The 24517-nt window shown below is 67.9% G+C and carries 22 protein-coding genes and 1 pseudogene; 9 read left to right on the top strand and 14 right to left on the bottom strand.

Annotated features, from left to right (window positions below; translation table 11 throughout):
- Position 1: 1 nt before the first annotated feature.
- Genes EV645_RS30540 through EV645_RS30530 form a run of 3 tightly spaced genes read left to right on the top strand, consistent with a single transcriptional unit; the run spans position 2 to position 3070 of the window.
- Positions 2–1231, top strand: coding sequence for a hypothetical protein (locus EV645_RS30540; protein ID WP_130447514.1), 1230 nt, complete (start codon positions 2–4; stop codon positions 1229–1231).
- 16 nt (positions 1232–1247) lie between these two features.
- On the top strand, positions 1248–2636 hold the full coding sequence (locus EV645_RS30535) for a M20/M25/M40 family metallo-hydrolase (RefSeq protein WP_130447513.1): 1389 nt from the start codon (positions 1248–1250) through the stop codon (positions 2634–2636).
- On the top strand, positions 2633–3070 hold the full coding sequence (locus EV645_RS30530; RefSeq protein ID WP_198681953.1) for a helix-turn-helix domain-containing protein: 438 nt from the start codon (positions 2633–2635) through the stop codon (positions 3068–3070). The genes EV645_RS30535 and EV645_RS30530 overlap by 4 nt, the downstream gene beginning before the upstream one ends.
- A 7-nt stretch (positions 3071–3077) precedes the next feature.
- On the opposite strand, the gene EV645_RS30525 is transcribed toward EV645_RS30530, so the two are convergent.
- Positions 3078–3944: a LysR family transcriptional regulator gene (locus EV645_RS30525; protein ID WP_130447512.1), complete on the bottom strand. Its 867-nt coding sequence runs from the start codon at positions 3942–3944 to the stop codon at positions 3078–3080.
- A gap of 71 nt (positions 3945–4015) precedes the next feature.
- Between EV645_RS30525 and EV645_RS42930 the strand changes: the two genes are divergently transcribed.
- A complete protein-coding gene (locus tag EV645_RS42930) occupies positions 4016–4885 on the top strand; it encodes an EamA family transporter (RefSeq protein ID WP_242000763.1) in 870 nt (289 codons plus the stop codon).
- A 21-nt stretch (positions 4886–4906) separates the two neighbouring features.
- Here EV645_RS42930 and EV645_RS30515 read toward each other — a convergent pair.
- The 4 genes and pseudogenes from EV645_RS30515 to EV645_RS30500 all read right to left on the bottom strand — a co-directional run.
- Positions 4907–6904: pseudogene (locus EV645_RS30515) on the bottom strand (alpha-galactosidase); the annotation flags it as partial.
- Complete coding sequence (locus tag EV645_RS30510) at positions 6901–7713, bottom strand: carbohydrate ABC transporter permease (protein WP_198681952.1); 813 nt, start codon at positions 7711–7713, stop codon at positions 6901–6903. The gene EV645_RS30510 and the pseudogene EV645_RS30515, both read right to left, overlap by 4 nt.
- Positions 7710–8564, bottom strand: coding sequence for a carbohydrate ABC transporter permease (locus EV645_RS30505; protein ID WP_130447510.1), 855 nt, complete (start codon positions 8562–8564; stop codon positions 7710–7712). Before EV645_RS30505 ends, EV645_RS30510 begins: the two co-directional genes overlap by 4 nt.
- A complete protein-coding gene (locus EV645_RS30500; RefSeq protein ID WP_130447509.1) occupies positions 8548–9840 on the bottom strand; it encodes an ABC transporter substrate-binding protein in 1293 nt (430 codons plus the stop codon). Before EV645_RS30500 ends, EV645_RS30505 begins: the two co-directional genes overlap by 17 nt.
- Positions 9841–9915: 75 nt before the next feature.
- On the opposite strand from EV645_RS30500, the gene EV645_RS30495 reads away from it, so the two are divergent.
- Both EV645_RS30495 and EV645_RS30490 read left to right on the top strand, forming a co-directional pair.
- Entirely contained in the window at positions 9916–11166 is a 1251-nt protein-coding gene (locus EV645_RS30495; RefSeq protein ID WP_130447508.1) for an ROK family protein, read from the top strand.
- 103 nt (positions 11167–11269) lie between these two features.
- Entirely contained in the window at positions 11270–14101 is a 2832-nt protein-coding gene (locus EV645_RS30490; RefSeq protein ID WP_130447507.1) for a discoidin domain-containing protein, read from the top strand.
- Positions 14102–14147: 46 nt separating this feature from the next.
- Here EV645_RS30490 and EV645_RS30485 read toward each other — a convergent pair whose 3' ends face one another.
- The 6 genes from EV645_RS30485 to EV645_RS30460 all read right to left on the bottom strand — a co-directional run bounded on the left by EV645_RS30485 (position 14148) and on the right by EV645_RS30460 (position 18221).
- Positions 14148–14825, bottom strand: coding sequence for an NADPH-dependent F420 reductase (locus EV645_RS30485; protein ID WP_130447506.1), 678 nt, complete (start codon positions 14823–14825; stop codon positions 14148–14150).
- On the bottom strand, positions 14822–15892 hold the full coding sequence (locus EV645_RS30480) for an LLM class flavin-dependent oxidoreductase (protein ID WP_242000762.1): 1071 nt from the start codon (positions 15890–15892) through the stop codon (positions 14822–14824). Before EV645_RS30480 ends, EV645_RS30485 begins: the two co-directional genes overlap by 4 nt.
- A gap of 61 nt (positions 15893–15953) precedes the next feature.
- Positions 15954–16316 (bottom strand): sigma-70 family RNA polymerase sigma factor family protein, encoded by a 363-nt coding sequence (locus tag EV645_RS30475; protein ID WP_130447505.1) that lies wholly within the window; start codon positions 16314–16316, stop codon positions 15954–15956.
- Between the two features lie 12 nt (positions 16317–16328).
- A complete protein-coding gene (locus tag EV645_RS30470; RefSeq protein ID WP_130447504.1) occupies positions 16329–17204 on the bottom strand; it encodes an RNA polymerase sigma-70 factor in 876 nt (291 codons plus the stop codon).
- A 16-nt stretch (positions 17205–17220) separates the two neighbouring features.
- Positions 17221–17469, bottom strand: a complete 249-nt coding sequence (locus tag EV645_RS30465) for a hypothetical protein (RefSeq protein ID WP_130447503.1) — start codon at positions 17467–17469, stop codon at positions 17221–17223.
- The gene (locus tag EV645_RS30460; protein WP_130447502.1) at positions 17466–18221 is read right to left on the bottom strand and encodes an SDR family oxidoreductase; all 756 of its coding nucleotides are present in this window, start codon (positions 18219–18221) and stop codon (positions 17466–17468) included. Before EV645_RS30460 ends, EV645_RS30465 begins: the two co-directional genes overlap by 4 nt.
- A 137-nt stretch (positions 18222–18358) precedes the next feature.
- Between EV645_RS30460 and EV645_RS30455 the strand changes: the two genes are divergently transcribed.
- A complete protein-coding gene (locus EV645_RS30455; RefSeq protein WP_198681951.1) occupies positions 18359–19594 on the top strand; it encodes a low temperature requirement protein A in 1236 nt (411 codons plus the stop codon).
- Here the strand turns inward: EV645_RS30455 and EV645_RS30450 are convergent.
- Positions 19542–20114, bottom strand: a complete 573-nt coding sequence (locus EV645_RS30450) for a TetR/AcrR family transcriptional regulator (RefSeq protein ID WP_130447501.1) — start codon at positions 20112–20114, stop codon at positions 19542–19544. The two genes, EV645_RS30455 and EV645_RS30450, sit on opposite strands and share 53 nt — an antisense overlap.
- An 87-nt stretch (positions 20115–20201) precedes the next feature.
- Here EV645_RS30450 and EV645_RS30445 point away from each other — a divergent pair, with 87 nt between their 5' ends.
- On the top strand, positions 20202–21110 hold the full coding sequence (locus EV645_RS30445) for an SDR family oxidoreductase (protein ID WP_130447500.1): 909 nt from the start codon (positions 20202–20204) through the stop codon (positions 21108–21110).
- 48 nt (positions 21111–21158) lie between these two features.
- Here the strand turns inward: EV645_RS30445 and EV645_RS30440 are convergent, their stop codons facing one another.
- Both EV645_RS30440 and EV645_RS30435 read right to left on the bottom strand, forming a co-directional pair.
- A complete protein-coding gene (locus tag EV645_RS30440) occupies positions 21159–22160 on the bottom strand; it encodes a Gfo/Idh/MocA family protein (protein ID WP_130447499.1) in 1002 nt (333 codons plus the stop codon).
- 11 nt (positions 22161–22171) lie between these two features.
- On the bottom strand, positions 22172–23152 hold the full coding sequence (locus tag EV645_RS30435; protein WP_130447498.1) for a Gfo/Idh/MocA family protein: 981 nt from the start codon (positions 23150–23152) through the stop codon (positions 22172–22174).
- 169 nt (positions 23153–23321) lie between these two features.
- Here EV645_RS30435 and EV645_RS30430 point away from each other — a divergent pair, with 169 nt between their 5' ends.
- A complete protein-coding gene (locus EV645_RS30430) occupies positions 23322–24464 on the top strand; it encodes an ROK family transcriptional regulator (protein WP_130447497.1) in 1143 nt (380 codons plus the stop codon).
- Positions 24465–24517 lie beyond the last annotated feature (53 nt).

Here is a 24517-nt window from a genome sequence, read left to right as displayed (position 1 = left end):
CATGCTTTCCGAGCGGGATTATCAGGACTTGCTGGATCGGATGCAGGCGCTGCGGAGTCAGGTGGCGGAGCGGTTGTCGGGGAGTTTGGTTTCCAATCCGGCATTGGCGGAGGAGATCAACAAGCAGCTCGATGATCTGGTCACGGCGGCTCGGGAGGCGGATGCGGCGGGGCCGCGGCCGCCGGACCGCGGGTTGGCCGAACTGGTCGGCGTCGGGCCGGACGCGGCGCAGGACTTCGGCGACGTCAAGATTCCGCAGGGCGTCGCGGAGTACGACGAGAACGTCAACTCCGAACGCGTCGTCGCGGTCGGCGATCTGTACTACATCTATCAGCACGAGAAGATCGGCGTCTTCAAGGTTGTGCAGCGCCTGAAGCAGCTGTTCGAGGGCGGCGCGATCCGCCTGTCGGGCGGCGAGGGCGCGTACCGGCTCTACCAGTTCGACCGTCGCGACGTACTGCGCTACACGGCGAAGGACCGGCTGGCGGCGTACCGGCGGGTGCTCGGCTACGGCCGCGGACTCGGCGCCGGGCAGAGCCGGCCGAACACCGACTTCCACATGTTGTTCTCGCACTTCATCAACCAGGTCACGCTGTTCTGGCGCGACAAGCGGATCAGCGACGTGATCCGGGAGCGGGCGCTGGACCCGAGCTTCGGGTCGATCGCGGTCGTCCGCCGGGCCGGGCTCGATCTGCGCAACAACCTGAAGTTCACGTCGTACGGTCACCTCAACGTACTGCGCGTCGAAGTCATGCAGCTGCTCGAGGAATGCTTCGCGATCCTCGGCTCCGAGGACGTCAAGGACCTGTTCGGTGCGGCCAACGCGTGGGACGTTGTCGACGAGGTGCTGATCAGGTACTTCGACGTACGCCTGCAGAGCAGTCCGCGGCAACGGATGGCGGTCAACGGCCGCGACGTACTGCGGTGGCTGTCCGGCAACCACGTGATGGAGACCGGGCGCGGTCAGTTCGAGGCGCTGCTGATGGAGATCGCCGAGCCGTCCGAGGAATGGCTGACGTCCGCGCAGGCGATGAGCCTCGCCAAGCGTTCCGGGACCGACCGGGTCATGCCGTGGGAGCAGATGGGACAGTCCGGCATCGCCGCGCGGTACAGCGAACGTACGCCGGCGCAGATGCCACCGAGCGCCCGCGGTCCCATGTACCCGCGACGCGGCGGCACCGGCACCTATCGCGGCGGCCAGGGCGGCGTACCCGTCCGGACGCGCCAGTGATGACAGTGATTGAACGATGATCCCGCCGCAAGTGCTTGCCGCTGCCAAGCAGCGGCAAGCACGACGCCTGACCGAGCTCCTGGACTGGCTTGCCATCCCCTCGGTCAGTGCGGACCCGCGCCACGCCGACGACGTACGCCGGGCCGCCCGCTGGCTCGCGTCCTGGCAGCGTGCGCGCGGCGCGACGGTGGACCTTCGGCCGACGCGCAACGGACGCGATGTCGTCGTCGCGCGCTGGCCGGCGGCGCCGGGCGCGAGGCAGGTGGTGATCTACGGGCATTACGACGTACAGCCGGCCGGGCCTGGCTGGTCGTCGCATCCGTTCCGTCCGGTGATTCGTGATGGCGTGATCTATGCCCGCGGCGCGAACGACGACAAAGGCCAACTGTTCGCGCATTTGTGCGCCCTGGACGCGTGGCCCGGCCTGCTGCCCGCCGAGATCGTCGTGATCGCGGAGGGGGCCGAAGAGGTCGGCAGTCCCGGATTCGCGCAGGTCCTCGGCGAACTGCGGGGACTCCGACCGGCGGCCGTGATCGTGTCCGACACCGAGCGGTACGACGACCGCACGCCGACCGTGACGATCAGCCAGCGCGGCCGCCTCGCCGCTTCGCTGACCGTCGACACCGGCGGTACGGCGGTGCACGCCGGGCGACTCGGCGGCGCCGTCGTCGACCCGAGCCTTGTCCTCGCCGATGCGCTCCGTCTGCTGCGGGCCGAGCTCTTCGCTGATGCCACCGCCGTCCGATCGACCGCGACTTCGAGGACCGACGACTCGATCAAACGAGCCGCACCGGGACGGGCCATGATCGATCGCGGCCTCGACAAGCGCGTGACGCTGCGCGGATCGGTCGGGGTGACGCGGCTCGTCGCCGGCACCGGCGGTGCGTCGCTGCCGTCGCGCGCGGCCGCGACGCTCGACGTCCGGCTGCCGCCGCGATCCGATCCGGCGGACGTCGTACGGCGGGCTCGTCATCTGCTCAAGCGCTTCGCGCCGCATGTCCGGCTGCACTTCACCGGCGGCGTGCCGGCCATCGAGACGGTGCCGGACGATTTTGTCCGGCACGCAGTAGATCAAGCGTGTGTTGCGATCGTCGGCCGGCCGCCGGTCGACGTACGGTCCGGTGGCACGATCCCGGCCGTCGGCATCCTGGCGCGAGCGTTGCGGGTTCGCCCGCTATTGCTGGGTTTCGGGCCACCGGCAGGGAATGCGCACGGGCCTGATGAGGCGATGGACATCGCCGGATGGGCGACCGGAGTACAGCTGTCCGCGGCACTGCTGTGGGCATTGACCCGGCCGATTAGAGCCCAGTCGGTACCGGTATTGCGGCGAAAGGATCACCATGGTGTGATCCGGCAGTTTCGTTGCGGCGAATTGCCGGTGCAGCTCGAGGGGGAGGGACGATGACCGCTACCGCTACGCCTGCGTCGATCCGGGGGTCCGCGACCTTGGCACACTCGCCTCCCCCACCCCGTACCGGTTCGGGGGAGACAGCGGACGCGGCGCTGCAGCAGTGCATCGTGGCCGCGCTACGAGCGATGATCGATCACGTCGAGCTGTACGTCGTGGAGACCACGACCAGCGACAGCGGCGTATCGGTGATGCTCGAGCACGACAACGTACGCTGCGTCCTGGTCGTCTCGGCCCAGGTTCCGCGTCACACCCTCAGCCCCCGAGAACTCCAGATCGCCCGCCTGGTAGCCGACGGCGCCACCAACCGCGCCATCGCCAGCTCCCTGGACATCAGCCCCTGGACCGTCTCCACCCACATGCGCCGAATCTTCGCCAAACTAGACGTCTCCAGCCGAGCCGAAATGGTCGCCCAATTCTTCGGCGCCTGACCCGGGGTCAGCGCAGCAGGTTGAGGACGAGGGACAGTGGGGACCAGTTGGTGCGGCCTCGGCGGGTTAGGGCGTAGGCGCGCATTTGGGGTTGGGGGGTGCGGAGGGGGCGGAGGGAGATGCCGGTGGTTTTGGGGTAGGCGGCGGGCATGAGGGCTACGCCCAGGCCGGCGGTGATCATTTCCTGGACGAGTTGGAGGGTGTCGGCTCGCTGGGTGATGTGGGGTTCGAAGCCGGAGAGGGCGGCCAGGGTGCGGATGACTTGTTCGTCGGCGGTGTGGCGGGAGTTGACGATCCAGTCGCTGTCGGCGAAGGCGGCTATTACCTCTGCCGCCGGACCGGTCGTCCGCCGCGAGTGCGACGGGACGGCGAGGCCCCAGGCGGACTCCCAGAGGGGGATGGATTCGAGCGCCGGGTCGACCGCGGCGGGTGCGAGGTTGTAGTCGTAGCTCAGTGCGAGGTCGACCTGGTCGCGCTCCAACAGGGCGAGCGCCTCGGGTGGCTCCTGCTCCTGGATCTCCAGTCGCACGGCCGGAGGCAGTTGGGCTACGACGGGCAGCAAGGTGTCCCGGATGACGGTATGAAAGGCCGCCACGCGCACCGTCCCCGCGGGCTCGGCCGACGGATCGAGGTCGGCGCGCGCGGCCTCGTGTGCGGCGAGGATGTCGACCGCATGAGCGGCCAGCCGCCGGCCCGCCGGAGTGAGCCGCACGCGGCGACCGTCGGGCTCGACGAGCGGCGTACCGACTTCCTTGGCCAGCGCCGCGATCTGCTGCGAGACCGTCGACGTGGTGACGCCGAGCGCCGCCGAGACCGCATGCATCGACCCCTGCCGGGACAGGGCGAGAAGCAGCTCGAGGCGTCGTACATCCATTCATAAATCATGAACGGTCTGTCCAGGATTATCACGTGGACGCGAAGAAATTCGCGAGCTTCACTGGACATATGCGCACACGAGACAGGCAGACCGGCGTAGCGTTCGCCGTCCTGTCGATGACGTTGGTCCAGCTCGGACTGGCCGCCTCCGTCGGACTCTTCGACCGGGTCGGCCCGGAGGGCGCGGCCTGGCTGCGGCTGGTCTGTGCCGGCTTGATCGTGCTCGTGCTGTTCCGCCCGCGCCCCAGCTCGTTCGACCGCAACTCGTTCCTGGCCGCGGTCGGTCTCGGCATCGCCACCGCCGGTGTGACGCTCCTGTTCATGGCCGCTGCGGCCCGGCTCCCACTCGGGACGGCGAGCGCGCTCGAGTTCCTCGGTCCGCTCTCGGTCGCCGTACTGCGAAGTCGCGGCCGGCTGATCTGGCCGGCGCTGGCGTTCGTCGGGGTAATGCTCCTGACCCAGCCATGGCACGGTTCGGTCGACGGGCTGGGCGTTTTGTTCGCGCTGGGCGCGGCCGCCTGCTGGGCGGCGTACATCATCCTCACGCAGCGGGTCGGCGGGAGCGTGACCGGTCTCCAGGGCATGGGCGTCTCGCTCCCGGTGGCCGCCGTCGTCGCCACCGCGGTCGCCGGGCCGAGCACGATCCCGGTCATGACGTGGCAGCTGGTCATCATCGGTTTCGGGCTAGCGCTGCTCCTCCCGGTGATCCCGTTCAGCCTCGAGTATCTGGCTCTCCGCAGGCTCGACGCGGGCGTGTTCGGCACCCTGATGAGCCTCGAGCCGGCGCTGGCCCTACTGGTCGGCTGGATCTTCCTGAGCCAGTCCCCCGGCCTCCTCCAGGCCGTCGGCATCGCGAGCGTGATCGCCGCCGGCATCGGCGCCGAGCGAGCCGCGCGCCCGCAGGTGAAGGAGCTCGCTGGCGTAGTCGCCGGTCAATGACAGGTGTACGCCGCTCGACATCAACGCCGCGCCGGACAGGTCGCCGTACACAGCCTGAGGATCAAGGCCGCGAAACCTGACCGGCCGAGCCGGGCTGTCGAACTGCTGAGCCTCCTGATAAACGATCACGACCGACTCCTGCCGATCGTCGGTCACGTACTGAACAGCCGACACCCCGCGCCCCGGTTCACCCAGGCGGTACTGCGCGCCGTGCTGGATCACGTGCCGGACCGACTTGTACTCCGCGATCAGATCCCGCGCCGACGACAGCTCCTCAGCCGACCACTCGGTCAGATCACCGCCGATCCCCAGGACCCCCGCCATCGCGACGTGGAAGCGATACCGCAACGGCACGGTCCGCTTGTTGATGAACGTCGGTACGTCGGTCACCCAGCACGACATCGTCCGCGCCGGATAGACCTGACTGAACCCGTGCTGGATGTACCGCCGATCCAGAGCATCGGTGTTGTCCGACGTCCAGAACTGATCCGTCCGCGCCATCATCCCGAGATCGACCCGCCCGCCCCCGCCCGAGCACGCCTCGACCGCAACCCCGGGATGCTTCGACCGCAGCGTATCGATGATCTCGTACACCGCGGTCACATGATCGAACCAGATCCGCCCCTGCCGCGACGGCTCGGCCGGCCAACCGGTGTCCGCGAACGGCCGGTTCATGTCCCATTTCACGAACTGCAGATCGTTTGCTGACAGCAACGAATCCAGCTGCTCGAACGCCCAGGCGGCGACATCCGGCCGGGCAAGATTCAGCACCAGCTGGTTACGTCGCAAGGACGGCGACCGGCCCTCGAAGTGGTAGACCCAGTCCGGATGCGCCCGGTAGAGCTCGGAGTCCGGGTTCACCATCTCCGGCTCGACCCACAGCCCGAACCCCATCCCGAGCGCCTGCACCTTCGCGATCAACGGCTGCAACCCGTTCGGGAACCGCTCCCGGTTCACCCACCAGTCGCCCAGCCCGGTCCGATCGTCGACGCGACCGCCGAACCACCCGTCGTCGAGCACGAACAACTCGCACCCGAGGTCCGCGGCCCGCGTCGCCAACTCGACCTGCCCGGCCTCGTCGACGTCGAAGCCCGTCGCCTCCCATGAGTTGAACAAGACCGGCCGTACGTCGCCAGCACCCGGCAGCACGTGCTTCAACGCGTACGCGTGCCACGCACGACTCGTCGTACCGAAGCCGCCCGCACTGAACAGCCCGGACGACACCGGCGTCTCGAGCTCCTCCCCCGGCTCCAACGCCCGCGGCCCGAAGTCCTCGTGGCCCCAACCGAACAACGCCTGCACCGGCTCGTCGATCTCGTACTGCGCGAGCATCCGCCACGACCCGCTCCAATGCAGCGCCGCGCTGTAAACCTCGCCGTACTCCTCCGTCGCCGCCCGGTCATCGATCGCGAACCACGGATTCACGTGATGACTCGTGATCCCGCGCCGACTCTCGAGCACGAACCGCCCTTCGCCGAGCGTGTGCCGACTCAGTCGCGATTCCGCCGCCCATCGTCCGGTCAACGTCGATATCCGGTACGCCGCCTGCTCGGGCAGCACCCACGCCGCCGAGTCCAACCGATGTACGTCGACGGTCGAAGCGGAGTCGTTCCGCAAGGTCACCCACCGATCGATTACATCGCTGTCGTCGTACACCCGGTAATGCAGGCCGATCCGCACCTCTCCCGCCGCGAACTGCAGCTCCACCTGACGATCGCCGTGCACAGCCCCCACGAAGGACCACGCAACGCCACGATCCCCGAGCGACAACGCGGCCCGTCCGAACTGCAGTCCCCCGTCGAGCGGATACTCCTCGTGCCCGTTCGCGGCGGACCGGAAGCTCGTCCACTCGGCTTCCAGCCGCGCTGCCGTCGACCGCGCGAGGTACTCCGCATCGGGCACCGTGATCCGCGCGCCCCAATGCGTGTGGATCGGGATGTCGTCATCACCGAGGTACGCCGAGTACGACGTCCCCGGCGTGCTGATCAGCAGGACCCGATGGGCGAAAGAGATGCTCATTTGACCGCCCCCGCGGTGAGACCGGCGACGAACTGCTTCTGCAGCGCGACGAAGAACAACAGGACAGGCAGCGACGCGAGGAACGAGAACGCGTACAACGTGCCGAAGTTGGTCGAGTACTCCCCGACCGAGCGATAGACGCCGACCGTCACGGTGGTCCCCGACTCGGGACCGAGAACGATCAGCGGGGTCAGGAAGTCGTTCCAGACCCAGACCCCGAGGAAGATCATCACGCTCGCCGCCGCCGGCCGCAGCGTCGGGAAGACCACCTGCCAGAACAGCCGGAACCGGCTCGCACCGTCGATGCTCGCCGCCTCCTCCATCTCGACCGGTACGCCGCCGATGAACCCGGCGAACACGAACACGCCGAACGGCAGGTAGTACGCGACGTTCGCGCAGACCACGCCGACCACCGAGTTCATCAGCCCGACCGCGCCGAGCACCTGCGTGATCGGCTGCAGGATCACCGCCGGCGGAATCATCAGCCCGGACAGCAACATCAGCAGCGCCGGCCGCGTCCAGCGCGCGGTCGACCGGACCAGGTAGTGCGCCAACATTGCCGAAAGCAACGTCAATGCGACCACCGAGAGCACGGTGATCTGGACGCTGTTCAGCAAGGCCGACCAGTACAGCCCGTCCTCGCGGCCGAGGACCGCACCCAGGTTGGCGGTGGTCGGCGGCATCGGCAGCCCGAGCGGCGACGACTGGATGTCCTTGACCGGCTTCAGCATGCCGGTCACGACGACGTACACCGGGAAGAAGAACAGGGCGGCCAACGCGACAGCGCCGATCGGTCGCAGTGCCTTCACAGGTGCACCTCCCGACGACGGAGCACCCGCAGTACGACGCCGCTCAGCGCGACGATGATCGCGAGCATCACGGTCGCCTCCGCCGCGGCGAACCCGATCCGGTCACCGCGGACCCCCTTCTCGATGACGTCGAACGCGATCGACGCCGTGGTGTTGCGGCCCGGTCCGCCGTTGGTCAGCACGAGGATGTGCTCGTACACCTTGAAGCCGCTGATCAGCAGCATCACCGTGTTGATCGTCACCGCCGACGCGATCATCGGCCAGGTGATCGACCCGAACCGCCGCCACCAGCCGGCCCCGTCGACGATCGCCGCCTCGTACAGCTCCCGCGGTACGCCGTTCAGCCCCGCGAGGTAGACGACGACGCAGAAGCCGAGCATCTGCCAGCAGATGATCCCGGAGATCGAGTACAACGCGATGCTCGGATCCGACAGCCAACCGACCTGGTCGAGCACGCCACCCGGCCTGAGCATGCTCTGCCAGATGACGCTGACCACGATCCCGCTGAGGATCACCGGCGTGAAGAACACCGAGCGCAGCAACCGGTACAGCAGCGTGTTGCTGTTCAGCAGCAGTGCGATCGCGAGCCCGAGGGCATTCGGTACGACGACAACGATTGCCGTCACCACGAACGTGTTCTTCAGCACCAGCCAGAACTGGTCATCGGCGAACAACCGCTGGAACTGGTCGAACCCGACCCAGTGCGTGGCGGCGGCGAACCGGTTCCGATCGGTGAACCCCAGCACCACGGTCCAGCCGATCGGAACCAGCACCAGCAATCCGTACAGGAACAGCCCGGGCAGGGCGAAGCCGGCGAACTCACGGACCGACCGGCTACTTGAGCGACGCATATTCCTTGTTCAGTTTCGTCACCGCTGCCTTGGCGTCGGACTTCCCGTTCAGCACCTCGACCGCGATCTGCTGCACCGGCACCGTCATGTCCGCGGGCAGCCCGTTGTCGCCCTGCTCGATCGACAGCGCGGGCGTCACCGTCTGGTCCTTCACAGCCTGGTTGTAGATCGCGAGCGTCTCCTTGAACAGCGGCCCCATGTCGGCCGGCGGCTGGTAGCCCTTGATCGTGTTGAACGTCCCGTCCGCCTTGGTGAACGCGTCGGACGTCTCCTTGTCCTTCGTCCACTCCAGCGCGAACTTCTTCGCCAGGTCGACGTTCTCGGCCTTGGCGCTCACGCTCAGCCCGCCACCGGTCAGATTCGGTACGACGGCCTTCCCGTCGTCGGACGGCCACGCGAACACGCCGACCCCGAACTTCGGCTTGTCGTTGTCGGCCGACGTCGCGAACCACGAGCCCATCGGGTACATCGCCGCGGACCCGGCGCGGAACGCCTTCTCGTGATCGGCGTACGAGCGGCTCGTGCCCTGCTTGTCGAGGTACCCGAGCTTGGCCAGCTGCGCGACCTTGTCGGTGGCCTTCACGAACGCCGGGTCGTCGAACGTCTTCGAGCCGTCGGTGATCTGCTTGGAGAAGTCCGGGTCGCTCAGGTAGACGTCGGTGCCGACCGTGCCGACCCAGGTGTACATGCTGGCGAACGTGTCCTGGCCGCCACCACCGACCGCAATCGGCGTGATGCCGGCAGCCTTCAGCTTCCCGCAGTCGGCGAGGAACTCGGCCCAGGTCTTCGGCGGGGCGGTGATCTTCGCCTTCGCGAAGTCGTCCTTGTTGTAGTAGAGCAGCGACTGCGGCTGAGCGTTCGTCGGCAGCTGGTAGATCTTGCCTTTGATCGCGCCCGAGGTCGGGTCGGCGAAGTCCTTCAGATCGTCCTGGGTGAACTCGGCCAACTGACCGCCCTCGGCGAAGCCCTGCGGGTTCACCGCGATCATGATGTCCGGCAGCTGTCCCGAACTCGCCAACTGCTTGGCGTACGTCGTGCGGTCGACGTTCGGCGTGACCAGCTTCTTGATCTTCACGCCCGGGACCTTCTGTTCGACCCGGGCGATCGCCGAGTCCCACAGCGAGGCCGGCAGGTTCGGCGTCTCGAACGTGAGCATCGTCAGCTCGACGGTGCCGCCTCCGCTCTTCGCGCTGTCGGCGGGTTTGCCGCCTTGCGTACAGCCGGCAAGCGCTACCGTCAGAAGGGCCGCCAGGGTGACCGTCAACCGCGATCTCATCAGTGTTCCTCTCGACGGCGCATAATATGCAATCTAGTTAGCAATATCGGCGCGAGCATAAGGACGATTCATCCGATGAGTCAAGATCGAGCCCACGACGGGCGCACCGGCGATTCGTCGCTGCTGCGCAGGCTCAACCTGTCCGCGGCGCTCGGCGCTTTCCTCGCGGCCGAGTCGCTGACGTTGCGCGAGCTGCGCGCGGTCGTCGGCGTCTCCAGACCGACCGCCGAGGACCTGCTCTCCGAGCTGCTCACCGAGGGCCGTGTCGAGGAGACCTCCGCCCCGCGGACGCCGTCTTCCACCCGCGCGGCCGGTCGGCCGGCCCGGCACTTCCGGTTCCGCGCCGAGTCGGGGTACGTCGCCGGCCTGGACATCGGCGCGCACAAGGCGCTCGCCGTGATCACCGACCTTCGCGGCAACCTCCTCGCGACCGAGCGGGTCGAGCTCGATCCGGACCTCGATGCACGCGGACGGATCCGGGCCGGGATCGAGGTCGTCCGGAGCAGCTGGGCGCGAGCGAAGGTCGACGCCGCCGACATCAGTGGGATCGCGTGCGGGGTGACCGGTGCGCTGCGCGCCGCCGAGGGCGTGCACGACGTTCGCGAGGGCCCGGTCGGGTCGGCACTCGCGCCGTACTCGCTGCCCGGGTTCACCGAGATCGACGTGGCCGGCGACCTGTCGGCGGGACTGGGCAAGCCGGTCGCGGTGGCGAATGACGTGAAGCTCGCCGCGCTTGCCGAGCACTGGAAGGGTGCGGCGCGGGAGCACCGCGACATCGTCTACATGTTCGCCGGCCACCGAGCGGGTGCCGGCGTCCTGATCGACGGCCAGGTCCACCAAGGCCGGCACGGCGCGGCGGGCGAGATCGGCGTCTTCCCAGCGCTGGGCTGGGCCCCGGCGATGGAGCGACTGCACGCCCGAGGCGCCGAGCTGGCAGCGGCCGACGCCGCGAGCCAAGGCGGCGCGGCCGGCCGGCCCCACGCGGGGCCACCCGGCGCGGGGCGCGAGGGCGAGCTGGTGATCGCGTCTGCGGCGCGGCAGGACCCGGAGAGCCTCGAGGTACTGATCGAGTTCGCCGAGGTGCTGGCCCGCGGCGCGGCGGTGCTCGCGCTGGCGGTCGACCCCGAGGTGATCGTCCTCGGCGGCGGTATGTCCCGCGGCGGGGCGATCATCGCCGAGCCGTTCCGGCGCGAGCTGGCCAAGCTCACGCTGGTCCCGATCGAGGTGATCAGCTCGGCGATGGGCGCCGACTCGGTCGCTCTCGGCGCGGCCCGGATGGCGCTCGACACCGTGGTCGCGGAGCTGTTGGCGGTGCCGGGGTCTTGACCGGGCCGGGTCGGGCGATGAAAGATCGGATCTCTGAATAGGCAATCTGGTTTCCCTAATCCTTCAGCAATTCTTCCGCCCAGCTGGAAGTGAGAGATCACCGATGGCCCTGCGACTCCCTCGCATCATCCTGCTCGTCCTCGCCCTCCTCGCCACCCTTCTGTCCGTGACGCCCACCGCCCGGGCCGAAGTGGAGAACCCGCGCCAGCAGTGGCTGCGCGACTCCACCGCCGGCCTGTTCCTGCACTGGGGCATGTTCACCGCGCCCCGCCACACCGACTGCGCCGCGTGGGAGCGCGACGTCACCGCCGGTGGCTGGAGCGCGGACTACTGGGTGGACGAGGCGCTCAAGCTGCACGCGTCGTACATCGTGCTCGCGACCTTCCACAGCCGGCTCGGGTATGCCCGGCCGTGGCCGTCGAAGATCCCCGGTAGTTGCTCCACGCAACGGGACTTCCTCGGTGAACTGGTTGCCGCGGGCAAGGCCAAGGGCGTGCACGTGCTGCTCTACATGACCGACGACCCGCAGTGGCACAACGAGGTGCCCGGTGTCGAGACGCTCGACTCGGCCGCGTACTCGGCGTACAAGGGTCAGCAGGTCGACCTGACCACGCGGCAAGGGTTCGGGATGTACAGCTACGACCTGTTCCACGAGGTCATGGACGACTACCCCGACCTGTCCGGGTTCTGGATCGACAACGACAACGAATACTGGGAACAGCACGGACTGTACGAACAGATCCGGCAGCAACGACCCTCGTGGTTGCTCAGCAACAACAACGAGGACACGCCGATCATGGACACGGTCAGCAACGAGCAGAAGACCGGCATGACCCCGGCGTACGACTATCCGCAGGCGACGTTCACGCCGATGCCACGGCTGACCGAGGCCGACTACAAGCTGCCGACCAGCGGCCAGTGGTGGTACGACGGTAGTGACAGCAAGGTCGACTACGGGCTGAGCGTCGGCCGGTACGTCGCGAACGCCGGCTCGTCGATCAAGTCGCTGATGGCCGAGACCGCGATGGTCAACGGGAAGTTCCCGCCGCAACAGGTCGCCTTCAACAACTTCATGGCGGACTGGCTGCCGCCGATCGCGTCCTCGCTCGAGAAGACCCAGGGCGGCGGCTACATGTACGGCGGGATGCAGCCCGGCTTCTGGAACGACGGGTCCCACGGCGTGATCACGCTCGCCGGTAACACACAGTACGTCCACGTGCTGACGAAGCCGGTGTCACAGGATCTGATCAGGCTGCGTGACAACGGCTATCGAGTCACGTCAGTCACCGATGAGCGCACCGGGAAGCAGTTCCGGTTCAACCAGTCCGGCGGGTATCTGAGCATCCTCGGTGTCACGTCGTGGGACACGTACGACACCGTCTTCAAGGTGACCACCGCGGGCCAGACCGGTGTTTATCCGAACAGCATGCTCGAGGCAACTGCTTCGTCCTCGGCCGCAGGGCATCCCGCCTCTGCGTTGGTGGACGGCAGCTACCCGTCGTACTGGGATGCCGACGGCAAGTTCCCGGTCTCGATGACCCTCGATCTGAAGCACCCGCGGCCTGCGACCTACCTGGCCGTCAACCAGACCGAGTGGTCCCCGACGCACGCCCGAGAGTCCTTCGGTCGCCCCGAGGACTCGGCCCGGATCAAGGATTACAAGGTCTCGGTCAGCATCGACGGCCGGCACTGGAAACAGGTCAGCGCCGCCACCATGCCCAGCCGGCGTGGCGTCCAGTTCATTGACATCGGCAACCAGCTCGCGCGTTACATCAAGATCGACGTGCTCAACACGTGGGCGGGAGCGCAGTCCCCGACGTACTTCGGGAAGCTGAAGATCGACGAGATCCGCGTCGGCTACACGTACCCGCAGGCGCTCCACAATCCGGTCCCGTTGGAGGCCGAGTCGGAGCGCGGCACGCACGTACTGAAGTGCGCGGCCTGCTCGGGATCCGCCGCAGTGGTCGGCGGGGTCACCTACCGGAACGTCCAAGCGTCATCCGCCGGATCCTACAAACTAGAGCTCACTGCCCTACCAACCCACGACCGGACCCTGAGCGTGCGCACCAACGGCGGTGCTCCCGTGCAAGTCACGCTCGACCCGGGAAACGCCGACGTACCGACGACCATTGCTCTTCCTGTGCAACTCCAGGCCGGCGCCAACGTCGTTCAAATCAAGAGTGATTCGCCCGTTGACCGCATCACGGTCGGCCCGCTCCCACCCGCGTCATACGTGCCGAAGACGACCATGACAGTCCAACCCTCCGGCATCGTCTGGGTCGGACCAGGCCAGCAGTCGGTAACCGTCTCCGCAAACCTCCGCTTGGACGAGGACGCGGTCGACAACGTGACGCTGGCACCCACCGCCCCGGCCGGCTGGACCGTCACCGGCGCACCGGTCACGGCATCCCGCCTCCGCCTCGGTCAAGTCATCTCCGGCACCTGGACCCTCACGGGCTCCACGGCAGCGCAGGTCCCGATCGACGTCACCTTCGATACCGTTGGTCTGCCCCACAAGATCTCGAAGACCGTCCCGATCCAGATCCGCCCGGCTGACCGCATCTTCATGCGCGAAGCCGAAAGCTCCCTCAACCAGATCGGCTCGGCCGGCATCACCAGCTGCGGCCCCTGCTCAGGAGCCCAGAAGGTCCGCAATCTCGGCGGCTCCGACGACGCCCACGTCGTCTTCCCCGACGTAACGGCCCCCACCGAAGGCGACTACACCCTCTACCTCGACTACACAGTCAACGGAACTAAGTCGTACTTCGTCTCCGTCAACAACGGCTCCCCCACCGAGGTCTCCGTCACCGACGTAGGCAACACCACTGTCCGCACAACCCAGCTCCCCATCCACCTAGCCGCGGGCGCAAACACGATCCGCATCTACAACACCACCGACTCCGCCCCCGACCTGGACCGAATCTCCATCGGCTAGCCCGGACATGAGTGAGGGGCGGGACCTCCTGGTCCCGCCCCTCAGGCTATGCGGCGTTGGCTCGGGCTTGGGCTGCCTCTTGACCTTTGACGGTTTCGGGGAACCGGGCGAGCATCTCGCGCAGTTCGGCCGCGGCGACGTTCGCGCCGAAGGGTTCAGTGCCAGGCTCGAGGCGCTTGCCCTCGGCAAGCGAGTCGGTGAGGACCGGATCGAAACCGAACGCGTCGACAATCGCGGCGACCTCGGCCGCGTCGGCGGGCTCGCCGGCCACGGCGATCGCCTTGCGGTCTGGAGATCCTGCGGGACGAGGACCTTCGTCGAGGTCGTGGTAGCCCATGTGGTTGAAGGCCTTGACCACGCGCGACTCGGGCAGGAAGTCCTGGACCAGCTCCGAGGACGACGTCCGCGGATCGGTCAGGTCGTCGCGGATGCCGTCGACCTCCCACCAGTAGTTCATGGCGTCGATGACGAGCTTTCCGCGCAGTGCGTCGACCGGGATCGTCTGGTACTTCCCGAGCGGCAGCGCCAGGATCACCACATCGGCCTCCGCCGCCGCCTCGGCAGCAGTCGTGGCCACGGCGCCCGGCGTGACGACCTCGACGATCAGCGCGATCTTGGAAACCTCACCCGAGCCGGCGATCAGCACGCGATACCCGGCGGCGATCGCGAGCCGGGCAAGGACGGTCCCGACCTTGCCGGCCCCTAGGATGCCGATCGTCGTCACTTGGACTCCGCGAGCATGTCGCGCACCAGCGGGATGACCTTCGTGCCGTACAGCTCAACTGCCTTGAGCCGAGCGCTCACCGGCAACGGACCTCCCGAGTAGATCAGGTCGAACCGCGAAACCCCGAGCGTCCCGACCGCATCGGCGATCCGGCGAGCGACGGTCTCCGGCGACCCGACGTACATCGATCCGTGCAGTACTTCGGACTCGAACTCCTCGCGCTTCAACGGCGGCCAGCCGCGCAGCGCGCCGATCCGGTCCCGCATCACCTTGTACGGCGCGTAGAAGATCTCCTTCGCCTGCTCGTCCGTCTCCGCGACGAACCCCGGCGAGTGCATCCCGACCGGATGCGCGACGGTCCCGAACTGCTCCGCGGCCCGCTTGTAGAGATCCAGGTACGGCGCGAACCGGTCCGGCGCCCCACCGATGATCGCGAGCATCAACGGCAGCCCGTAGTACGCCGTACGGACGACGGACTGCGGCGAACCGCCGACCCCGACCCAGGTGTGCAGCCGTCCGGACTCGGTCTTCGGATAGACGTCGGCGTTGTCGAGCGCGGCGCGAACCGTGCCCTCCCAGGTGACCGGCTTCTCGTCGAGCAGCTGGACGAACAACTGCAGCTTCTCCTCGAAGAGCTTGTCGTAGTCGGCGAGGTCGTACCCGAACAGCGGGAACGACTCCGTGAACGACCCACGCCCGAGGATGACCTCGGCCCGCCCGTTCGACAGCGCGTCGACGGTGGAGAACCGCTGGAAAACCCGCACCGGGTCGTCCGAGCTCAGCACGGTGACACCGGAGCCGAGCTTGAGGTTCGACGTCTTGGTCGCGATACCGGCCAGCACCGTCTCCGGCGAGGAGATCGAGTACTCCGGCCGGTGGTGCTCACCGAGGGCGATCGCGTTCACGCCGATCTGGTCGGCCAGGACCGCCTCCTCGACGACCTGCCGGATCGCCGCCGCGTCCGTGATCGGCGCGCCGCTGTCATCCACGGGGATGTCCCCGAAGCTGTCCAACCCGAAATCCAGCGTGGCCAACTCGGCCATGTCTGCACTCTCCTGTCCGCTCACCCGATAAGTCTAGGTTGACATGTCAACACCAGACCAGGGGGCGTTCATTCCCCGGAGAGCGTCACACCCAGTGCCGGAGCTTGTCCGGGTTCAGCACGATCCAGACCGCGGCGACCTTCGCGCCGGTCACCTTCAGGCTGACGACGGCGACGACGCGGCCGGCGCCACGCAGTACGACGCCCGGCTGGCCGTTGACCGCCTCGACGGTCAGAGCCATCTCCGGATGTACGCCGAGCACCGTGCACACGCACTCCGCGACCTGCGCGATCCCCCGGACCGGGCCTGGCGCTGCGAACACCTGCCCGCCGCCGTCGCTGACCGCGATCACCTCAGGCGCCAGCAGGCTCCGGATCGCACCCGCACTACCGGCCCGGCAGGCTGTCGCGAATCTGTGTACGACGGCATGATCACCTCGCTTGAACACATCTCCTCCAGCTCAAGCGACGGCGGTGATCTTCGCCGGGTTCATCATCCACAGCACCTCGTCGATGCCGTCGTCCGACGCGATCACCGTGCACACCGCGAACACCACGCCGTCGCGCTCGAGCATCGCGACCGCACGGCCGTTCGCCCGGCCGAACTCCACCGTGACGCCGACCCAGAACCGCGAGTGGAAGGCCCGGTGGTACTTCGCCACCCGCTCGCGCCCGACGACCGGGAACCTCGACGCGCGCGCCGCCCCGCCGCCGTCGGAGTAGCTGATCGCGTCTTTGGCCAGCAACTGCTCCAGCTCGGCGAGATCGCCCGACCGCGCCGCCTCGACGAAGGCCGAGAGCAACTTCTTCTGCTGGCTCCCGCTGACCTCGGTCCGCCGTTCTGCGCGGATCCGCTTCCGCGCCCGGCTGACCAGCTGCCGGACCGCGGGCTCGGTCGACTGCAGCATCGTCGCCAGCTCGTCGTACGGATAGTCGAACGCCTCGCGCAGGATGTACGCCGCCCGCTCGGTGGGTGACAGCCGCTCGAGCACGAGGAGGACCGCGAAACTCAAGGCCTCCCCGCGCTCGGCACCGAGGTACGGATCAGCGCTCGTGTCGACCGGCTCCGGCAGCCACGGCCCGATGTAGGTCTCCCGCCGGGCGCGCGCGGACTGGCTCGCGTTGATCGCGAGCCTGGTCACCGCCGTCGACAGGTACGCCACCGGGCTCTGGACCGTACTGCGGTCCGCGGCCTGCCAGCGCAGCCACACCTCCTGGACCAGGTCCTCGGCCTCGGTGTGGCTGCCCAGCATCCGGTACGCGATCCCCATCAGGCGCGGTCGCACCTCGTTGAAGACCGCGACCGCGTCGTCGAGCTCGGTCGGCTGATCCGCCATCCGTACCCCTCTTTCGTCAGCTCGAGGATATTGCCGGGCCGGCGTCGGGTTCGTCGTCGCCCTCGAGCACTGCGATGGCGTCGTGCAGGCTGTGCAGCTCGACGGCCTCCTCCTGCGCCTCGACCGGGTCGAGCAGCCAATCCGCGGGTGATCCCAGGTCGTCCTCGGCCGGGGTGTTCGCAGCGTTCAGCTCGATGTCGGCGTCGACCTCGACCTCGAGCGCCTGCAGGTACTGCTCATCCGCGTCGTTGAGGCCCATCGTCATCGACCGGCCTGCGCGGCGTACCACTCGTCGTAGTGCAGCTCGCCCAGAGTGGCGGGGCCGACCGGGACCAGACTGCGCTCCTTCAGCTCGGCGCCGAAGTACAGCGCGTGCGGGTCGGAGACGACCTCGCGGGCGTCGCCGCGCTGCGCCAGCGCCTTGCGGAAGAACTCGTCCATCCGATACTCGTCCGGGCCGGCGATGTCGATCCGCGCGTTCAGCGGCTCGCCCACCGCGACCTTCGCGAGGTTCTTCGCCACGTCGTCACCGGCGATCGGCGCCCACGCGACCGGTGCGATGTGCACCTTGCCGTCGTCGCCGGTGCCCGAGTCCGCGGTCGGGCCGACGAACTCGAAGAACTGCGTCGCGTGCACCAGCGAATACGGCAGACCGGAGGCCTTGATCAGCTCCTCCTGGGCGATCTTCGCCGCGAAGTAGGCGTTCTCAGGCATCCGCTCGGTGCCGACGATCGAGATCCCGACGTGGTGCCGGACGCCGGCCGCGTCCTCGGCCTGCAGCACGTTGCTCGTCGAGGTCTTGAAGAACTCCATCACCGGCCCGGCCTCGAACGACGGCGAGTTGGCCACGTCGATCACCACGTCGGCGCCCTTCAGCACGTCGGCCAGACCCTCTCCGGTGATCGTGTTGACACCGGTGCTCGGCGCGGCCGGCACCGCCTCGTGGCCGTGCTCGGTGAGCTTCGCCACCAGCTTCGTGCCGATCAGACCGGTGCCGCCGATGATGACGATCTTCATCGCAGATCCCCTTCGATTGTCTTTGGTGTCTTTGCGCTGTCATCAGGTAAGACAGGGCACCCCTCGGGCTTGTGACAGTCACACCTGAGGCTTGTGTCCTGTCTCACTGATGACGACGTCTGACGAAGGGACACACCGTGCCGAACGCCACGGTCCGGATCCGCGTGCGGATGACCGCACGGCCGATCGACGAGCCGAACCGGGTTTCCAGCCAGCTGGAGCTGCTGTTCGACCTGACCTTCGTGATCGCGATCGCCGCGGTGACGGAGCAGTTCGCGCACACGATCGTCGACGGCCACGGCGGCGACGGCCTGCTGCCGTTCCTGCAGGTGTTCTTCGCGATCTGGTGGGCCTGGATGAACTTCACCTGGTTCGCCTCGTCGTACGACACCGACGACGTCACGTACCGGATCCTGACCATGGTGCAGATGGCCGGCGTGCTGCTGCTCGCGGCCGGCGTCCCGGCGGCCGCGGACCACGGCGACTATCTGATGGTCACGACCGGCTACCTCGTGATGCGGCTCGGCCTGATCTCGCTCTGGCTGCGCGCAGGCATCGAGGACCCGGACTCACGCCGTACTGCGTTCCGCTACGCGATCGGCATCGGGGCGTTGCAGCTGGGCTGGTTCGGGCGGCTGTATCTGGCCGACACCGGCGCGTCCGACGCCGTGCTGCTCATCGCGTTCATCGTCCTCGCGATCCTCGAGCTGTCGGTGCCGCTGTGGGCGGAGCGGCCGCGCGCGACGCATTGGCACCCACACCACATCGCCGAGCGGTACGGGCTGTTCACGATCATCCTGCTCGGCGAAGCGGTCCTCGCCTCCTCCAACGCAGTACGGCGTGCCGTCGAGGAGACCGAGGTGAGCGCCGAGCTGATCGCGGTCGCCGCGTGCGGTCTGGTGATCCTGTTCGCGTTGTGGTGGCTGTACTTCCTGCACCCGGCTGGTCCGCGGCTCGAGGAACGCCGGGATCGCTCGTACCGCTGGGGCTACGGCCACTACGGCATCTTCGCGTCGCTCGCCGCGCTCGGTGCTGGCCTGGAGGTTGTGGTCGAGCAGACCAGCCACGACCTGCACATCTCCCCGACCGCCGCCAGTTACTCGGTCGCCGTGCCGGCCGCCTGCTTCGTAGCGCTCCTGTGGGGTGTGCACCGGATCATCTCGGAGCCGTCCCGCATCCACCTCGGTACGTCGTTCGCCGGCGTGGTGATCCTCTTGCTCCTGCCGCTCGCGACCCCTCAGCTCGGCTCGGTGGCCGACCTTGTCCTCATCGCGGCCACCTGTGTCGCGCTGGTAGCCGTCGCGTCCTGGGACGAGAGCGTCAAGCAGTCAGGCCGGACAGAGCCTTCAGGGTCTTCAGCGTCGAACGGATGATGTCGACGATCGGCTCGCCGTCCGGGTCGGAGATCCATCGCTCGAACGACACCCGGAAGACCGCGACCCCGGTCTCGGCCGCGAGCGGCGCGACGTCGGGAGCGACCCCGCGCTCGAGCAAGCCCTTGGTGAGCGCCGACGTCAGCGCGGCCATCTTGATCAGCTCGCGCTCGCGCAGCTCGGGGGTCGCGTTGATGACGCCCTGACGGCGGCGTGAGTACTCCCGGCGGATGTCGTCGAAGAACTCGGCCGACGCCAGCACGGCGGCCGCGACCGCCTCCATCGGCGTCGCGTCCGCCGGAGCATCGGCCAGCGCCTTCACCATCAGCTGCTCGAGCAGCTCGGATCCGGCGAACAGCACCTCGCGCTTGTCCGCGAAGTGCCGGAAGAACGTGCGCGCGGTGACACCGGCCCGGTCGGCGATCTCGGCGACGGTCGTGCCGTCGTACCCGTGCTCGGCGTACAGCGCCATCGCCGCCTCACGCAGTCGCCCGGCCGCGTCCGGTTCCCACCGTCCCATGGGTCGATCCTAGCTGATGTCATTGACTGACATCAGCATGTGTAGCATTGTGATGTCAGTCAATGACATCACTCGAAGGGAACTTCCATGCGCGTGTTCATCACCGGAGCCTCCGGCCACGTCGGTTCGGGCCTCGTCCCGGAACTCCTGCAACACGGCCACTCGGTCACAGGCCTGGCCCGCTCCGACGCCTCCGCGGCCAAGCTCACCGAATGGGGCGCCGACGTGGTGCGCGGCGACCTGGACGACCTCGACGCTCTACGAGCGGCGGCCGACGCCTCCGACGGCGTCGTACACCTCGCGTTCCGGCATGACTGGATGATGACCGGCGACCGCGCCGGCGCAGCCGAGACCGACCTCGCCGCCATCCGCGCGATGGCCGAGGTCCTGGCGGGAACGGACAAGCCGCTCGTCGGTACGTCGGGCACCGGCCTGCTCAGCTACGCCGGCCTCGACCGCCCGGGCACCGAGGACGACACGATGCCCAGCGGATACCGCATCGACGCGGAGAACTTCCTCGTCGACGCGGCCGCCAAGGGCATCCGCACGTCGGTCGTCCGGCTGCCACCGATCACCCACAGCGAACTCGACACCAGCGGCTTCGCGCCGTCGATGATCACCTTCGCCCGCAAGAACGGCTTCGCGGCGTACGTCGGCGACGGCGCCAACCGCTGGCCGTCCGTACACACGCTCGACGCCGCCTGGCTGTACCGGCTTGCCCTCGAGTCGGCCCCTGCGGGCAGCCGCCTGCACGCCGTCCAGGACGAAGGCATCACGGTACGCCGAATCTCCGAGGCAATCGGCCAGGGGGTGAACCTCCCCGCTCGCTCAATCACCCTCGAGCAGGCGCCGGAGTACCTCGGCTTCCTGGCCCACTTCGCCACCCTCGACAACCCGACCACCGCGACCCGGACAACCGAGTTGCTCGACTGGCACCCGACCCACCCCGCCCTCCTCGACGACCTGTCGAAGCCCTTCTACTTCCACCAGGCCTGACGTCCGAAGAAGCGTGGGCTATAGACCACACTTCTTCGGACGCAACGATCAGACCTTCAGGACCGGCGCGATCGTCTTCGACCGTGAGCCTTCGTACGCCGCGAGCAGGATGCCGAGGACGGCGATCCCTTCCTCCTCGGTGTGCAGCGGACGGGTCTTGCCGAGCAGGGAATCGGCGAAGTGGCCGATCTCGGCGACGAACGTGTCCACCGGCTCGAAGTCGAAGGTCTCGGTCTCGCCGGACCGCAGGCGGTAGGACAGCGTCGTACCGTCACTGGTCAGTGAGCCGAGCTCGCCGACGGCGGAGAAGCGTTCGGTGGAGGCGGCCGGCTGGTAGGCCCAGCTGGTCACGAGCTGACCGACGACTCCGTTGTCGAACTTGATCAGGACCTGCGCGGAGTCCTCGCCCTCCATGAACTTCAACCGGTGCGTGGACAGCATCGCGGTCGCCTCGACCGGCAGCCCGCCGGCGAGGTGCAGCATCAGATAGGTGGGGTGGTACCCGGTGTCAATGAGCTCGCCGCCGCCACTCGTCTTGCTGCTCGCCCGCCAGCCCATCGAACTCGGGTCGAAGTCGTTGTAGAAGCTGTCGGTGGTCCGCACCTCGTAAACGGTGCCGATCGTGCCCGCCTGCAGCAGCTCGCGCGCCTTGGCGACAGCCGGCATGAACAACTGGTTGTGCGCACACATCAGCGTCACACCGCTTTTGACAACCGCCTTGCGCACATCGGCTGCTTCCTCGGCCGACAGACACAGCGGCTTCTCGCACAGGATGTGCTTGCCCGCCTCGGCGGCCGCGACGATCGCGTCGCGGTGCAGGTGATGCGGCAGGCAGATGTCGACCGCGTCCAGGTCCTCGTTGGCGAGCATCTCCCGATACGCCTGGTCTCCGGCGTACGGCGTCGCGCCGAGCTCCTCGCCGCGCTTGGTCGCCGTCTCCTCGACCGCGTCCGCAACCGCCGTCACGCCGATCTTGTCGGCGTGCTGCCGGTAGCCCTTGATGTGCGCCGACGCGATCCCGCCGGCCCCAATGAGCCCAACCTTGATCATCGGAAGTCTCCTCAGTTGTAGGCGATGGCGTTACCGGTCTTGGCGGCCTCGTTCGCAGCTACCACCAAACGCGTCAGCTCGACTGCGCGCGCGATGTTGTCGTCCGCGCGGGTCCCGTTGCTGATGTGGTCGACCCATTGCGCGAACGCATCGGTCGAGTGCTCAGGCACGTCCACCTGCTCGCCGTTCACCAGCAGCACATTGCCCGCGTCCGTGTAGGTGAGCGTTCCATCGGTGCCGAACAGCTCGATCGTGAACGGGTTGTTGCTCGCGAACCCGGCCTCGATCACGCCGATCTTCTGGTCCGGGTACCCGACGACCACGACAGCGTTGTCTTCCAGGCCGCGCTCGGCGATAGAACGGTACGTCGCACTGACCGTGTCGGGCTGCGCGCCGAGGAACGACTGGGTCAGGTACACCGGGTGGCAGCCGAGGTCGGTGAGCGCCCCGCCGATGGCGGTCGACGGCTCGAAGAACCGCTGCGGCAACCAGCCCTCGACGCCGTCGCGCGGGATGGCGCCGTCGTGCGACAGCCGGACCCGGCCGTAGGTGATCGTGCCCAGCGTGCCGTCGTCGATGACCTCGCTGATCGCCTGCGTGTAGCCGTGATAGAGCCGCGGGAGCGAGACAACCAGCTTCACACCGGCCTCGTCGGTCGCGGCCACGATCTCCTCGGCCTCGGCGACCGTCGGCGCGAGCACCTTCTCGGTGAAGATGTGCTTGCCGGCCTGGGCCGCCTTCACCATCACGTCGCGGTGGACGTCGGTCGGCGTTGTGATCACCACGCCGTCGAGGTCCTCGCGCGCAAGCAGTGCGTCGAGGTCGTCGGTGAACTCGACCCCGAACTGTTCGGCGGCGGACTTGCCGCGGTCCGGGTCGTCGTCCCAGACGGCCACCAATTCCGTCCCCGGGTGCGCCTTGGCCTGCCTCGAATAGTCGCCGGCGTGCACGTGCCAGAAGCTGAGGGTCGCGATCTTCAGTGGGTTGGACACCTGGTCCTCCTGATGCGGAAACGTTTCGGATCGACCGTCGGCAGATCACGGTACAACGTTGTCAGGAGGTCTGGACAGGGGTGCGGCGCGCCCTTTCACACGGTGAGATCCGCGCGCAGTCGGAGTGCTTATAGTTATCCAGGAGTCCTGGATAACGTGAGGAGCGACGATGAGCGAGGAGCCGGTCGGCGGGGATCTCTCGCGGTTGCGCCAGCTCAACGCGTCCGCCGTACTGCGGGAGTTGCGGGGCGATCAGCCCCTCACACTCACCGAATTGTCCAAACGGACGGGACTGTCGCGCGCTTCGACCGAAGATGTTGCACGCGACCTGCTCGGACGCGGCTGGCTGGCCGAGGTCGCGCCGGCGTCGGGGTCGGTCGGCCGGCCGGCGCGGCGGTACCGGTTCAACGCCGGAGCCGGGCGGTTGCTCGGGGTGGACATCGGCGGACACAAGGCGCTCGCGCTCGTCACCGACCTCGACGGCAAGGTGCTGAACCAGACGCGCATCACCGTCGATCCCGAGGCGGGCCGACGCGAGCGACTCGCGGCGATGGATCGCTGCGTCGCGAAGGCGCTGGCCGGCGCGGGCGTCGAGGCCGGTCAGATCTGGTCCACAGGCGTCGCGACCACCGGCCTCGTCGACGGCTCCGGCAAGGTGATGCTGTCCGACTCCCTCCCGGAGTGGAGCGGGGTCGACCTGGCCGCCCACGTACGCCGCCTTGTACCCGGGCCCGTCCGAGTGGAGAACGACTGCAAGCTGGCGGCGCTTGCGGAGACCTGGCACGGAGTCGCCCGCTATGCAAAAGACGTTGTGTTCCTGCTGGCCGGCCTCCGCACCGGCGCCGGCCTGATCATCGACGGCAAACTCCACCGAGGCTTCGCCAACTGGTCAGGCGAAATAGGCGCCCTGCCGGCCGCCGGCTGGCTACGCGCCCCGGAACACCTCACCAGTTGGCTCGAGGGGACCGCAGCCTCTCCCTCCGCTCCGGTTGAGTTCGAGAGCGTGTTCATCGCCGCCCGGGCGGGTGATCAGAGTGCCGTCCAGGCCATCCGTGACTATGTGCAGGATCTTGCGGTCGGGGCCTCGGCGCTCGTGCTGACGTTGGACCCGCAGCTGGTGGTGATCGGGGGCGGGTTCTCGCGGTCGGCCGACGTGATGGTGGAGCCGCTGCGGCGGGAGCTGGATCGTTGGTGTTTGCGGACACCGGAGATCCGCGTCTCGGCGTTTGCCGACGAAGGGGTCGCGCTCGGCGCCGTACGACTCGCGCTCGATGAGGTCGAGGCGACGATCAGGACCGGCCTGAGACCTTGACATAATTTTCCTGGACTCCATGATTATTCCCATCGCCCCGCCCAGCGAGAGGA

It is taken from the genome of Kribbella rubisoli (assembly GCF_004217145.1).
Lineage (GTDB): Bacteria > Actinomycetota > Actinomycetes > Propionibacteriales > Kribbellaceae > Kribbella > Kribbella rubisoli.
Note: the sequence above shows the minus strand (reverse complement) of the source record. Positions and strands in the feature narration are given on the sequence as shown.

Excerpts from the sequence above, each read along its gene's own strand:
- EV645_RS30535 (WP_130447513.1), top strand. The coding sequence starts at position 1,248 with ATGATCCCGCCGCAAGTGCTTGCCGCTGCCAAGCAGCGGCAAGCACGA.
- EV645_RS30440 (WP_130447499.1), bottom strand. The coding sequence starts at position 22,160 with ATGATCAAGGTTGGGCTCATTGGGGCCGGCGGGATCGCGTCGGCGCAC.
- EV645_RS30530 (WP_198681953.1), top strand. The coding sequence starts at position 2,633 with ATGACCGCTACCGCTACGCCTGCGTCGATCCGGGGGTCCGCGACCTTG.
- EV645_RS30470 (WP_130447504.1), bottom strand. The coding sequence starts at position 17,204 with ATGGCGGATCAGCCGACCGAGCTCGACGACGCGGTCGCGGTCTTCAAC.
- EV645_RS30540 (WP_130447514.1), top strand. The coding sequence starts at position 2 with ATGCTTTCCGAGCGGGATTATCAGGACTTGCTGGATCGGATGCAGGCG.
- EV645_RS30505 (WP_130447510.1), bottom strand. The coding sequence starts at position 8,564 with ATGCGTCGCTCAAGTAGCCGGTCGGTCCGTGAGTTCGCCGGCTTCGCC.
- EV645_RS30495 (WP_130447508.1), top strand. The coding sequence starts at position 9,916 with ATGAGTCAAGATCGAGCCCACGACGGGCGCACCGGCGATTCGTCGCTG.
- EV645_RS30460 (WP_130447502.1), bottom strand. The coding sequence starts at position 18,221 with ATGAAGATCGTCATCATCGGCGGCACCGGTCTGATCGGCACGAAGCTG.
- EV645_RS30465 (WP_130447503.1), bottom strand. The coding sequence starts at position 17,469 with ATGACGATGGGCCTCAACGACGCGGATGAGCAGTACCTGCAGGCGCTC.
- EV645_RS30525 (WP_130447512.1), bottom strand. The coding sequence starts at position 3,944 with ATGGATGTACGACGCCTCGAGCTGCTTCTCGCCCTGTCCCGGCAGGGG.
- EV645_RS30490 (WP_130447507.1), top strand. The coding sequence starts at position 11,270 with ATGGCCCTGCGACTCCCTCGCATCATCCTGCTCGTCCTCGCCCTCCTC.
- EV645_RS42930 (WP_242000763.1), top strand. The coding sequence starts at position 4,016 with ATGCGCACACGAGACAGGCAGACCGGCGTAGCGTTCGCCGTCCTGTCG.
- EV645_RS30500 (WP_130447509.1), bottom strand. The coding sequence starts at position 9,840 with ATGAGATCGCGGTTGACGGTCACCCTGGCGGCCCTTCTGACGGTAGCG.
- EV645_RS30450 (WP_130447501.1), bottom strand. The coding sequence starts at position 20,114 with ATGGGACGGTGGGAACCGGACGCGGCCGGGCGACTGCGTGAGGCGGCG.
- EV645_RS30430 (WP_130447497.1), top strand. The coding sequence starts at position 23,322 with ATGAGCGAGGAGCCGGTCGGCGGGGATCTCTCGCGGTTGCGCCAGCTC.
- EV645_RS30445 (WP_130447500.1), top strand. The coding sequence starts at position 20,202 with ATGCGCGTGTTCATCACCGGAGCCTCCGGCCACGTCGGTTCGGGCCTC.